At 74.6% G+C, this 12,351-nt stretch carries 8 protein-coding genes; 5 read left to right on the top strand and 3 right to left on the bottom strand.

Annotation, left to right across the window (positions count from 1 at the left end):
- The first annotated feature begins 255 nt into the window (after window positions 1-255).
- The 4 genes from AB0E83_RS22010 (at window position 256) to AB0E83_RS21995 (ending at window position 5,434) form a co-directional block, all read left to right on the top strand.
- A complete protein-coding gene (locus AB0E83_RS22010) occupies window positions 256-1,056 on the top strand; it encodes a tyrosine-protein phosphatase (RefSeq protein ID WP_362114305.1) in 801 nt (266 codons plus the stop codon).
- Between the two features lie 131 nt (window positions 1,057-1,187).
- Complete coding sequence (locus tag AB0E83_RS22005; RefSeq protein ID WP_362114302.1) at window positions 1,188-3,359, top strand: hypothetical protein; 2,172 nt, start codon at window positions 1,188-1,190, stop codon at window positions 3,357-3,359.
- A 129-nt stretch (window positions 3,360-3,488) separates the two neighbouring features.
- Window positions 3,489-4,373, top strand: a complete 885-nt coding sequence (locus AB0E83_RS22000; protein ID WP_362114299.1) for a metal-dependent hydrolase — start codon at window positions 3,489-3,491, stop codon at window positions 4,371-4,373.
- Window positions 4,373-5,434 (top strand): PDR/VanB family oxidoreductase, encoded by a 1,062-nt coding sequence (locus tag AB0E83_RS21995; protein WP_362114296.1) that lies wholly within the window; start codon window positions 4,373-4,375, stop codon window positions 5,432-5,434. The genes AB0E83_RS22000 and AB0E83_RS21995 overlap by 1 nt, the downstream gene beginning before the upstream one ends.
- A gap of 3 nt (window positions 5,435-5,437) precedes the next feature.
- On the opposite strand, the gene AB0E83_RS21990 is transcribed toward AB0E83_RS21995, so the two are convergent.
- Window positions 5,438-5,845, bottom strand: coding sequence for a hypothetical protein (locus AB0E83_RS21990; RefSeq protein WP_362114293.1), 408 nt, complete (start codon window positions 5,843-5,845; stop codon window positions 5,438-5,440).
- Window positions 5,846-5,882: 37 nt separating this feature from the next.
- On the opposite strand from AB0E83_RS21990, the gene AB0E83_RS21985 reads away from it, so the two are divergent.
- On the top strand, window positions 5,883-6,602 hold the full coding sequence (locus tag AB0E83_RS21985) for a TetR/AcrR family transcriptional regulator (RefSeq protein ID WP_362114290.1): 720 nt from the start codon (window positions 5,883-5,885) through the stop codon (window positions 6,600-6,602).
- On the opposite strand, the gene AB0E83_RS21980 is transcribed toward AB0E83_RS21985, so the two are convergent.
- Complete coding sequence (locus tag AB0E83_RS21980) at window positions 6,587-6,919, bottom strand: isomerase (RefSeq protein WP_362114287.1); 333 nt, start codon at window positions 6,917-6,919, stop codon at window positions 6,587-6,589. The two genes, AB0E83_RS21985 and AB0E83_RS21980, sit on opposite strands and share 16 nt — an antisense overlap.
- 100 nt (window positions 6,920-7,019) lie before the next feature.
- Window positions 7,020-12,314: a pullulanase-type alpha-1,6-glucosidase gene (pulA, locus tag AB0E83_RS21975; RefSeq protein ID WP_362114284.1), complete on the bottom strand. Its 5,295-nt coding sequence runs from the start codon at window positions 12,312-12,314 to the stop codon at window positions 7,020-7,022.
- Between the last annotated feature and the right edge of the window lie 37 nt (window positions 12,315-12,351).

Here is a 12,351-nt window from a genome sequence, read left to right as displayed (position 1 = left end):
GCGGGACAGACCGCCTCCCGGTGGTACGGAACGGACTACTTTCGGCCCGCGCCACCGGCCCGCGCTCCTCGGCCCGCACCCCGATCCGCTTCCCCGTTGCGCGGTTCTCCTCCGGTCCGCGCCCCCGGTCCGCACCCCGGGGCGGCCCCCGCCCCTCTCCCCCGGCCCGTGGGCGTCGCCCCGGGCTCGTGGTGCCGAGCGGGGCGGGGGCGCATACGGTCGGGGGAGAACCGCGCAACGGGAGGAGCCGACCCCATGCCCGCGATCCCCGCCACCTCCGTCGCCAACCTCCGGGACCTCGGCGGCCTCCCGCTGGGCGACGGCCGTTCCGTGCGGGCCGGGCTGGTGCTGCGGTCGGCGCAGCTCGACCGGCTGGACCCGGAGGAGGCCGCGGTGTCCGGGCTGAAGATCCGTACCGTCGTCGACCTGCGGACCGCCGCCGAGCGGGCCGACCGGCCCGACCTGCTCCCGGACGGTGCACGGGCGCTCGTCGCGGACGTGCTCGCCGACCACCTGGCGACGAGCGGGCTGCCGCCGGCCGCCCGGCTGAAGACCCTCCTCACCGACCCGGCCCTCGCCGAGCGGCACCTGGGCGGCGGCCGGATCCTGGAGGCGATGCGCCGCACCTACCGCGCCTTCGTCGGCAGCGACTCCGCCCGCGCCTCCTACCGCGCCCTCCTCACCGAGCTGGGCACGCCCGGCGCGGGGCCGCTGCTCTTCCACTGCACGGCCGGGAAGGACCGCACCGGCTGGGCGGCGACGGTGGTGCTCTCGCTGCTCGGCGCGGACGAGGCGACCGTCCGGGAGGAGTACCTGTCGGTCAACCCGGCGGTCCGGCAGGCGTTCGCGCCGATGATCGAGGGGTTCGTCACCCAGGGCGGCGACCCCGACCTCGTGCTCGCGATGATCGGGGTGCTCCCCGAGTACCTGGACGCGGCGCTGGAGGAGGTGGCGGAGCGGCACGGCTCGATGGAGGCGTACGTACGGGACGGGCTCGGCGTCCCCGACGAGCTGGCCGACCTGGTCCGGGAGCGGTTGACGGTGTACGCGGCCTGAGAGCGGCTCCGGGGGGCGCTCCGCACGGATCTCCCCCACGGATCCCCCACGGGTCCCCCGGGGGCCCCGCCGGGTCCCCGTCGCGGTCCCCTCCGGGGTGACCATCGGAAGAATCGCTCGTTCTGCTGAACGTGAGCACCCAGGATCTCGTCCCGTCGCCCGTGGGCCCCGTCGACGTCGAGCAGGCCGAGGCCGCGCTCGTCGAGCGCTATCCGCGCCTCGTGCGCATCGCCTATCTGGTCCTGCCGCCGACGATGGGCCGCAACCGGCGGGTGCTGACCGCCCACGCGCTCGTGCAGCGGGCGCTGCCCCGCAAGCGGGTGCCGGGGCCGGCCGTGCCGGAGCCCCGCCGGCCCGAGGACGCGGTGGACCCGGGGTACGCCTACGTACGGGGCGAGGTGCTGCGGCAGGCCCTGGTGGCCGGGCTGCCGCTGCGGCGGCTCGCGGTGCCGCGCCGCGCCCAACTGCCGCCGCTGCTGCCGCAGGTGTGGGGGCTGCGGCTGTTCCCCCGGGCCGGCGGGGCGGACGAACTCGCCCTGGACCAGCTCCTCTCCCGGCTCTCCGGCCCGGCACGGGCGGCGTACGTGCTGCGCGGCCTGGAGCGCCAGGGCGACGCGGAGGTCCTCCGGGTCCTCGCCTCCGCGGGCGCCGGGGACCCGGAGGCCGCCCTCGCCGAACTGGCCGCCCTGGAGGACGGGGCGGAGAGCGCTCCGGAGGACGGGGCCCCGGCCCCCGCCGGGCCGCCCCGGCCCCCGCGCGCCGGCGAGCGCCCCGAGCGGGTGACGGAACAGGCCGGGCCCGGCCGGAGCCGGAGCACCGGCGGGGCCGGTACGCCGGAGGCACGCACCGAGGCGCCGGCCGGCGGCGCGCCCGATGACGGCGCGGACGACCGCGGACCCCACGGCGACGCGGCGCGCGGCGGAAGCGGCGGCGGTCCCGCCGGTCCCCGGCTCAGCGGGGCCTCGCTGCTCGAATCCGCGGAGTTCGACCCCTGCACCCTGCAGGCGCGGCCGGGGGACCTGCTGCGGCGGCGGCAGCACGGGCGGGCCGCGCTCGTCGGGCTGGCCGCGCTGCTGGTGTGCGGGGCGCTGCTCGGCCTGCCCGGGGACGGCTGGGGCAGAAACGGTGCTGCTGCGCCCAGTTACGCCCGCAACCCCGCCGCCGAGGCCGCGCTCGACCCGGCGAAGGTGAAGCGGGTGACCCCGGCCGTGTGGCCCGGGGCCGTGCGCCGGGACTTCTCGGTGTGGCCCGCGCGCGGGGAGCTCGCCGGGGACCGGGCGCTGCTGCGGCGGGCGCTCGCCGTGTGGGCGCGGCCCGGTGGCGCGGTGGAGTCCTCGGCGACGCCGGGCACCCCGGTCGGGCCGCCGATGGGGCCGCCCCAACTGCTCTTCGCGGGGCGGGTGGACGCGGCCCGGGTGGTGCTCTTCCACGACGGGCTGCGGATCGTGCGGTACGCCGAGCCGGTGGAGGGCACCGCGGGCGCGGCCCTCGACTTCGCCCGCACCGACGCCGCCGAGGGCCCCGGCGCCGCCGCCGTCGTCGTGACCCGGTCGGACGGCAACGTGCGCTATCTGACCGCCCCGTGGGTGGCCGGCGCCTCCGTGCGGGACCTGCTGATGCCCGGCAAGGAGCCGTGGGCGCTCGGGCGGGACGCGCGCGGGGTGACCGACGCCGTGCCCAGTCCGGCGCGCGCGAAGGGGTGCGAGCGGTGGAACGCCCTCCAGCTGGAGGACGGCTCCGGCAGCCGGCTGCTCGGCGACCTCGGGGAGCTGGCGCCCGCCCTGCTGCTGTGGGGTCCCCCCGACGCGCCCGTGGACGCGACCGGCCGCGAGGCGCGGGCGGTCTGGGCGCGGACGGCGTGCCGGCTGACGGCGTCCCTCGGGCAGGGCGTGCGGTCGGTGCGGGCCTGGCGGTTCGCCCGGCAGACGCTGCCGGAGGGCGCGGGGCGGGCGGCCTGGGTGTGCACCCGGACGGAGACCTGGCGGGGCACCGGCACCCGGGTCCTCGCGCAGTTCCTGCCGCCGGACCGGAAGGCGCCGGCCGCGCTCGCGGCCCGCGCGGAGAACTCCCCGGCCTGCGGGGCGCGGGAGCCGAGGGTGCTGGCCGGGGCGCTGTGGCAGGCGCCGGGCGGCGGCTGGTACGTGCTGGCGGCGGGCGGCCCGGACGTGGCCTCCGTGGAGGTGCGGGGCGGGGTGGCCGCCCGCGCGGAGGGCCCGGTCCTCGCCGCGGCGGCGGAGGCGGGCGCCCGCGCCGAACTGAGCGCCACCCTGGAGGACGGCCGCCGCATGCCCGCGCTGCGCTGACCCGGCCCGCCGGGGGCCGGGTGGGGCGAGGGCGCCGGCGGCCCGGCCCGGAGCGCGGCCGTCCGGCCGGGCCGAAAAAGGCCGTGCACGGCTCTGTCCACCGTGCTTACTCCTCAGTACATTGACGGCATGTCTAATACGCAGCCTGCACCGGTGGCGTCGGAACACGTCGAGCTCAAGGCCCGCAAGGTCGCCTTCGACTGGCAGGAGACCCCGCTCCACTGGGTTCCCGGCGACCCCTTCACCACGCACACGATCAACGTGCTGCACCTGCTGCTCCCGGCCGGAGAGCGGTGGTTCGTGCACGTCTACCAGCAGGCGCTGCCGTACATCACCGACGACCGGCTGCGCGAGGACGTCATCGGCTTCATCGGGCAGGAGGCCGTGCACTCGCAGGCGCACGACGACGTGCTGCCGCACCTGCGCCGGCAGGGGCTCGACCCGACCCCGTACACCGCGCAGGTCGACTGGTTCTTCGAGAAGCTGCTCGGCGACCGGACGCTGCCGCCGGGCCGGCCCCGCCGCTGGTGGCTCATGGAGCGGGTCGCGCTGATCGCCGCGATCGAGCACTACACCGCCTTCCTCGGCGACTGGGTGCTGAACGCCGAGGAGCTGGACCGGCGGGGCGCCGACCCGATGATGATGGACCTGCTGCGCTGGCACGGCGCCGAGGAGGTCGAGCACCGGGCGGTCGCCTTCGAGCTCTTCATGCACCTCGACGGCGGCTACCGGCGCCGCGCCCGCACCTGGGCGCTCGCCTTCGCCGCGCTGGTCTTCCTCTGGCAGCGCGGGGTCCGCTTCTTCCTGGAGAACGACCCGAGCCTGCTCGACCCCAAGGCGTCCTGGGCGGACTTCTACCGCAGGGGCCGCGAGGGCGTGCTGCCGGCCACCCCGGACGTGCTGCGCTCCATACCCCGCTATCTGAGCCGCTCCTACCACCCCTCCCAGGAGGGCGACACCGCACAGGCCGTGGCCTACCTCGCCTCCTCCCCCGGCGCCAACGGAGGCCGCTGATGCCCCGCCTCACCACCGTCGCCCTGGTCGCGGGCGCCGCGCTGCTCGTCCGCCGCGCGGTCCGCGCCCGGATGACAAGTGCACCGCTCTGGCCGATGCCCTCCCTGGAGACCCCGGTCTCCGGGTACGGGCGCGGGGCCACCGTCCCGCGCCGGGTGCTCGTCACCGGCCGGTCCGTCCCCGCCGAGGGCGTGGTCGAACTGCGCCTGGAGGGCGAGCGGCTGCCCGCCTGGGAGCCCGGCGCCCACCTCGACCTCGTGCTGCCCTCGGGCCAGGTCCGGCAGTACTCGCTCTGCGGCGACCCGGCGCAGGCGGACGTCTACCGGATCGCGACCCGGCTCATCGGGGAGGAGCAGGGCGGCCGGGGCGGCTCCCGCGAGGTGCACGAACAGCTCCACGAGGGCGTCGAGATCGAGATCCGGGGCCCCCGCAACCGCTTCCCGCTCGTCGCCGCCCCCGCGTACGTCTTCGTCGCCGGCGGCATCGGCGTCACCCCGGTCCTGCCGATGGTGCGGGCCGCGGAGGCGGCGGGCGCGGACTGGCGGCTGGTCTACTGCGGCCGGTCCCGCGCCACCATGCCGTACCTGGCGGAGCTCGTACGGCTCGGCGGGGACCGCGTGACGGTGGTCGCGGAGGACGAGGCCGGGTACCCGGACCTGTCGTTCCTCTCCTCCGTACCGGCCGAGACGCAGGTCTACTGCTGCGGGCCCGACGGGCTGATGGACGCCGTGACCGCCGCGATGCCGGAGGGCCGGGCGCCGCGCCTGGAGCGCTTCTCGGCGCTCGCCCCGGCCGAGGGCACCCCCTTCGAGGTCGAACTCCGGCGCTCGGGGCGGACGGTGGCCGTCGCCGCCGGCCAGTCGGTGCTGGCGGCGGTGCGGGAGGAGGTGCCCGGCCTCATGTACTCCTGCACGCAGGGCTTCTGCGGCACCTGCGTGCAGACGGTCCTGGAGGGCGAGGTCGACCACCGGGACGAGCTCCTCACCGAGGCCGAGCGGGCCGGCTCGATGCTGATCTGCGTCTCCCGCTGCGCCGGGAAGAAGCTCGTCCTGGACCTGTAGCCGCTACGGCAGGACCAGCCAGTCGAGGGCGAGGGCGGCCGCGAGGCCGCCCACCAGGAGCCAGGTGCCGAGCCGGGTGCGGCCGTTGCGGGCCAGTTCGATGACGATCCCGCAGAGGATCATCGCGAGGCCGTAGACGCCGACGACGAGCACGGAGGTGCGGCTCGCCAGGCGGACCACCAGGACCACGCCCATCACCACCAGCAGGACCGAGGCGGCCGCCACGCGCAGCCGCCTCGCCTGCCGGGGGGTCATGCCGTCGCCGGGCTCCCGGTCCTCCTCCGCGTCCTCCGTGTCCTCCACCTCCGCCGCCTCTTCCTCCGCCGCCTCGGAGGGCTCGGCGGAGGGTTCGGCGGACTCGTCGGTCACGGGGCCCTCGGCGGCCGGGGTGTCCTGGTCGGAAGCGCTCATGGACGAGGAGCGTAACGGACCCCGTTAGGCTGTTCGTATGACCACCGGTGTGCGGCGCAGGATGGGCGTCGAGGAGCGCAAGCAGCAGCTGATCGGGGTGGCCCTCGAACTCTTCAGCAGCCGCTCCCCCGACGAGGTGTCCATCGACGAGATCGCCGCCGCCGCGGGCATCTCCCGGCCGCTGGTCTACCACTACTTCCCCGGCAAGCAGAGCCTGTACGAGGCGGCGCTGCGGCGGGCGGCCGACGAGCTGGCGGCCCGCTTCCTGGAGCCGCCGCAGGGGCCGCTGGGGGCGCGGCTGCTGCGGGTGATGGGCCGGTTCTTCGACTTCGTCGACGACCACGGGCCGGGTTTCGCGGCGCTGATGCGGGGCGGCCCCGCGGTGGGATCGTCGACGACGAACGCGATGATCGACGAGGTGCGGCAGGCCGCGTACGAGCAGATCCTGGCCCACCTCGGGGTGACGGAACCCTCGCCGCGGCTCGAACTGGTCGTGCGGTCCTGGGTGTCGCTGGCGGAGTCGACGGCGCTGCTGTGGCTGGACGGGCGGCGGGTGCCGCGCGCGGAGCTGGAGCGGAAGCTGGTGCACGACTTCGCGGCGCTGACGGCGGTGAGCGCCGTCTACGACGAGCAGGCGGCGAAGGTCCTGGCCGCGATCCTGGCCGAGGAGCCGGTGGACGGGCCGTTCGCGGAGCTGGTGGGCCGGCTGCTCGAACTGGCCCCGGCCCCGGCCGTGCCGGCTCAGCCCGCCCGGTAGGACGCGTCGAGGTCGCGGATCTCGACCGAGAGGCGCACCCGGTCGGTCGTCTTGAGGTGGCGGGAGAGCAGGGGCAGCGCGGCCTTCGAGAGGCGGCTCTTGGTCTCGTCGTACTGTCCCCAGGGCAGGGCGATGTGGGCGTGCACCACGGCCCGGTCGACGGATCCGTCGCCGGTGACGGTCTCCTCGACCTCCCGGAAGCGGGTCGCGCAGGCGGCGAGCGGGGCGCCGGTGACCTCCGCGACGAGCGCGTGCAGGGCGAGCGCGAGACCGCGCCGGTCCAGGGGCGCGGAGTAGTCGACGGTGATCTGCGGCATGACGGTCTCTCCTGCTGGTACGGGATGTCGGGCCACAGCTTCACGGCACGGGCCCCGGCCGCACAAGGGGCGACCGGGGCCCGCGTCCCGGGCAGGTCCGTCAGCCGGTGGCCTTGAAGACCGCGACCGTGCGGGCCGGGACCGTGAAGGTGCCCGAACCGGCCTCGTAGGAGGCGGACTTGACGGTGGTGTCGGAGCCGTTCGCCTGGACGGGGTGGAGGGCGTAGCCCTTCCCGGCCAGCGCGGCGACCTTCTGCGTCCGGCCCTGCGGGGTGGCGTTGAAGACGACCACGAGGTCGCCGAGGCGCATGGTGATCACGCCCGGGGTCTCGTCCGTCCCGGAGAGCGGGAAGGAGAGCCGCTCCTGCACCTGGCCGGCCGTGGCGAGCGAGAAGACCGGTTCGGTGGTGCGGATCCTCTGGAGGTCCCGGTAGGCGGCGGAGGTGCCGTCGATCTCGGCGCAGCCGACCGTCAGGTCCGGGTTGGTGAGGAGCGGCTTGCCGAAGCCCCACTTGGCCTTGTTGTCGGCGGCGGGGGGCAGGCCCCGGCCGAAGCCGTTGCCGTCGCGGCAGTCCCACTGGATGGAGTTGTACCAGTCGCCGCTGTCGTACGAGTTGCGGTCGAGGGACTTGGAGCGGAGCAGGTCCGAGCCGGCCTGGGAGAGCGCCGGGCCCTGCGAGAGGGTGGCGGTCGCCATGGCGAGGACCTGCATGCGGGCCCGGTCCGCCGGGGACGTGCCGGCGGGCAGCTTGAAGGCGAGGGCGTCGTACAGGGTCTCGTTGTCGTGGGCGTCCGCGTAGGCGAGGGCGTCGCCGGGGGCGGCGGCGTAGCCGGCCGGGGCGCCGTTGTAGTCGACCTCGGAGCCCTTGACGGTGCGGCCCGAGGTGTCGGTGAAGGTGTAGCCGGCGAGGTTGCCGGTGAGGCCGACCTTGATGAGGTCCTGGTAGTGCAGGAGGCGGGCCTTCTGCTGCTCCGGGGTTCCGTTGGCGGCCGACGCGTTGGGGTCGGTGTAGAGGCCGGAGGCGAAGCCCTGGACGCCGGGGTCCTCGTCGAAGGGGCCGCCGCCGCGGACGGCGTCGCGGGCCCGGTCGGAGAAGGTGGCGATCCCGGTGCCGGCCATGTTCTTCTGGGTGGCCTGGACGAAGCGGGCGTCGTCGGCGATCTCGCCGAAGTTCCAGCCCTCGCCGTAGAGGACGATGGCCTTGCCGTCGACGCCGTCCTTCTCGACGGTGAGCGCGTCCAGGGCGGCCCGGACGGCCAGCATGTTCTCCTTCGGGTGGTGGCCCATGAGGTCGAAGCGGAAGCCGTCGACCTTGTACTGCTTGGCCCAGGTGACGACCGAGTCGACGACGAGCTTGCCCATCATGGCGTTCTCGGGCGCGGTGTTGGCGCAGCAGGTGGAGGTGGCGACGGAGCCGTCGGCCTGGAGCCGCTGGTAGTAGCCGGGGACGATCCTGTCGAGGACGGACTTGTCGGACTGTCCGGCGGCGACGGTGTGGTTGTAGACGACGTCCATGACGGTGCGCAGGCCCTGCCCGTTGAGGGCCTGGACCATCTGCCGGAACTCGACGGTGCGGCGGGTGCCGTCCGGGTCGGTGGAGTAGGAGCCCTCGGGGACCGTGTAGTGCAGCGGGTCGTAGCCCCAGTTGTAGGCGTCCTTCGCGGCGGCCTCGGCCACGCACGCCTGCTGCTCCTCGGAGTCGGGGGCGTAGACCTTCAGGTCGCAGGCGGGTTCCTTCTGGTCGGACTTCTTCTCGGGGATGGTGCCGATGTCGAAGGCCGGGAGGAGGTGGACGTAGCCGGTGCCGGAGTCGGCGAGGGCCTTGAGGTGCTGCGAGCCCTTGCTGTTCCTGTCGGTGAAGGCGAGGTAGGTGCCCTTGTGGTCCGCCTTCGCCGTCGGGTCGGCGATCGAGAAGTCGCGGACGTGGAGTTCCTGGATCTGGGCGTCGCGCAGCGGCACGGCGGCCGGCTTCTTCAGGGTCTTCCAGCCGGCGGGGGCGAGCTTCGGGTCGGCGAGGTCGACGACGAGGCTGCGGGCGGAGTCGGCGGTGAGGGCGGTCGCGTACGGGTCGGTGACGCGGTTCTCGACGAGCTTGCCGACGCTGGGCGCCCAGACCGTGACGACGTACCGGTAGGGCTTGCCGTTCCAGCTCTTCGGGCCGGTGGCCCGCCAGACGCCGGAGGCGTCGTCGCGGCGCATGGGCACGGTCCGGCCGTCGATCTCCAGGGCGACGGTCCGCGCGGTCGGCGCCCAGAGGGAGAGGGTGGGGCGGCCGTGGCGGAAGACGGGGCCGAGGTCGGCCTGCACGGCCTTCGCGGCGTACAGGTCGTCGAGGACGCCGGCGGTCTGGACGCCGGTGGCAGCGAGCAGGGCGCCGTTGGCGGCGCGCTGGGTGGCGATGAGCTGGCCGCGCAGGGAGGCGCGGACCCGGTCGGCGTCGCGCGGGTCGACGGTGAAGGCCGGGTAGTCCTTGAGGTGCGGGAACTTCGCCTTCTGCGCGTCGGTGAGGCCGCCCGCGTTCAGCCGGAGCCACTGCCCCTCGCTGCTGAGGGCGCCGTCGGTGACGGTGATGCCGCCCTCGGGGGCGTAGACGAGCTGCTGGCTGGTGGAGTCGTTCGCCTTCACCTTCCAGACGACGGTGTTCCGGTCGATCCACTGGGCCTCGGCCTTGCCGAGGTCGAGGGCGGGCGCGCCGCCGGAGGCCGGCAGCAGGTGCTTGGGCTGTCCGGCGAGGAGCCAGACCTCGTGGCCGGTGCCGGCGAGGTCGAGGGACTGGTCGGTGGGCAGGTCCTTCTCGTCGCCCTTGTGGAGGATGTACGAGAGCGAGGTGGCGCCCTCGGCCAGCGGCACCTCGTAGACGGCGCCGTAGGCGTCGACGCGGGTGGGCAGCAGGGGCTTGGACCAGTCGGTGGGCTGGGCGGCGCCGGTCCACAGGTGGAGGCCCCAGCCGTCGTAGTTCCCGTCCGGGCGCTGGTAGTGGATGACGGCCTTGGTCTTGTCCGGGGCGGTGGGTGCCGGGTTCGTGTCGGACTGGCCGTCCTGGCCCTGGGTGATCCAGACCTCGCCGGTGCGGCCGAGCGCGATGGTGCGCTGCGGGCCGTCGGCGGCGCCGGCCTTCTCGACGGTGTACGCGAGCGAGGAGGTGCCCTCGGGGACCTTCACCCAGGCGAAGGCGCCGTGGGCGTCGCGGCCGGTGAAGGCGGCTTCCTGGCCGGCGGCTTTGAGGGTCCAGCCGTCGTAGTCCCCGTCCTCGCGCTTGTAGTGGACGATCGCGTACGGGCGCTCGACGGCGACCGGCTTCTCGGGCGCCGGGGGCGCGCCGGCGGTGGTGGCGGCGGTGGCGCTCGCGGTGCGTCCGGCGGTGTCGACGACGACGGCTTTGTAGCGGATCGGGGTGCCGGCGGGCGCGGTGACGTGCTGGGTGACCTTGTAGGGGGCGTGGTCGGCGGTGCCGAGGGTCTGCCAGCGTCCGTTGCCGACCTGGGCGGCGAAGACGACGCGGCTGAGGGCGTCGCCGGTGACGCCGGCGCTGAGCTCGACGGTGCCGGTGGCGCCGGCGGCCGGGGCCTTGAGGGTGACGGACGGCTTCGCGGTGACGGCCGGGAGCGGCGCGTCGGCCTTGAGGACCAGGGTGGAGAGGGCCGGGACGGTGACGGTGACCTTGCCGTCCTCCGCCGTGACGGCGCTCTGACCCCCGTACAGGACGTGGAAGGCGGCGGAGTCGACCGGGACGCTCACGGTCTTCGGCTCGGTGGCGCTGTTGGCGGCGACCAGGTACTCGACGCGCTGCTTCGCGTCGGTGCGGGAGGCGGCGTAGACGGAGCCCTCGGTGAGGCGGGTGCGCTGGACGCCGTCACGGAGGGCGGGGTGCGCCTTGGTCAGCCGGGACAGGGCGGCGATCGACCGGTAGACGGGGTGCGCGGTGTCGTACGCGTCGGAGGCGTGGGTGCGGTCGGTGCCGAGCTGGTCGTCGTCGAGGTAGTCGGCGACGCCGGTGCCGAAGAGGGGCTGGCGGGCGTCCTTGTCGCCGCCGGCGCCGGTGAAGCCCTGCTCGTCGCCGGAGTAGATCACCGGGTTGCCCCGGGAGAGGAACATCAGCTCGTTGGCGAGGGTGGCACGGCGGAGGAGTTCGGCGTCGGAGGCGTGCGGGTTGTCCTGCTTGAGGAAGGTCCCGAAGCGGCCCATGTCGTGGTTGCCGAGGAAGGTGACCTGCTCGTAGGCGTTGGCGTGCCGGGCAGTGTACTTGTGGTCGTCGCCGAAGACCCTGGCGAGGCGGTCGGCGCCGGCGCCCTGGGAGGCGAAGGCGCGGGCGGCGTCCTGGAAGGGGAAGTCGAGGGTGGCGTCGAGCCGGCCGCGGGTGACGTAGGGGCTGGTGACGGCGGTGTCGGCGGAGTAGACCTCGCCGAACATGAAGAAGTCCTCGCGGCCCCGCTTCTTCGCGTAGGCGTCCAGGGCGGTGGCCCACTGGGTCCAGAAGTCCAGGTCGACGTGTTTGACGGTGTCGATGCGGAAGCCGTCGATGTCGAAGTCGCGGACCCACGTCTCGTAGATCCGCTTCATGCCCTCGACGACCTCGGGGCGCTCGGTCCACAGGTCGTCGAGGCCGACGAAGTCGCCGTACTCGGCGGACTCGCCCTGCCAGGTGGAGTCGCCGCGGTTGTGATACATCGTGGGGTCGTTGAGCCAGGCCGGGACCTTGTCGCCGGTCCGCTCGACGGGGGTGTACGGGAAGGAGTCGGCGTCCACCTTCCCGATCGCGATGCGGTCGTCGAAGGGGCGGCCGTCCTTGTCGAGGTACGGGTAGGCGCCCTTGGGGCGGTAGCCGTACTTCTTCTCGGCGTAGTCGACGGTGTCGGCGGTGTGGTTGGTGATGACGTCGAAGAAGACCTTCATGCCCTTGGCGTGGGCGGCGGCGATCAGCTTCTTCAGGTCGTCGTTGGTGCCGAAGTGCGGGTCGACCTGGGTGAAGTCGGTGATCCAGTAGCCGTGGTAGCCGGCCGAGGCGTCCTTGCCCTCGCCCTGCACGGGCCGGTTCTTGAAGATGGGCGCCATCCAGATGGCGGTGGTGCCGAGGCCCTTGATGTAGTCCAGGCGCTGGGTGAGGCCCTTGAGGTCGCCGCCCTGGTAGAAGCCCTTGTCGGTGGGGTCGAAGCCGGTGGCGGTGCGGCTGCCGGTGAGGCCGCCCCGGTCGTTGGAGGCGTCGCCGTTGGCGAACCGGTCGGGCAGCACGAAGTAGAACTGCTCGCGGGTGAGGTCCTGGCGGGCCGGTTCGGCGGCGAGCACCCGGTCGGAGGGCGGGGCCGGCGGGCGGGGCGCGGCGGTCGCGGGCAGGGCCGGGACGAGGGCGGCGACGAGGGCCGCGGCGAGCGCCACGGCCGTTCTCTTGGGTATCACGGGGGCTCCCTGGAGGTACGGGAAGAGGGGGCCGCCC

This window comes from Streptomyces sp. NPDC035033, from assembly GCF_040636735.1.
Lineage (GTDB): Bacteria > Actinomycetota > Actinomycetes > Streptomycetales > Streptomycetaceae > Streptomyces.
The sequence above is the reverse complement of the archived record's forward strand: the minus strand, read 5'-3'. Positions and strand labels throughout refer to the sequence as shown.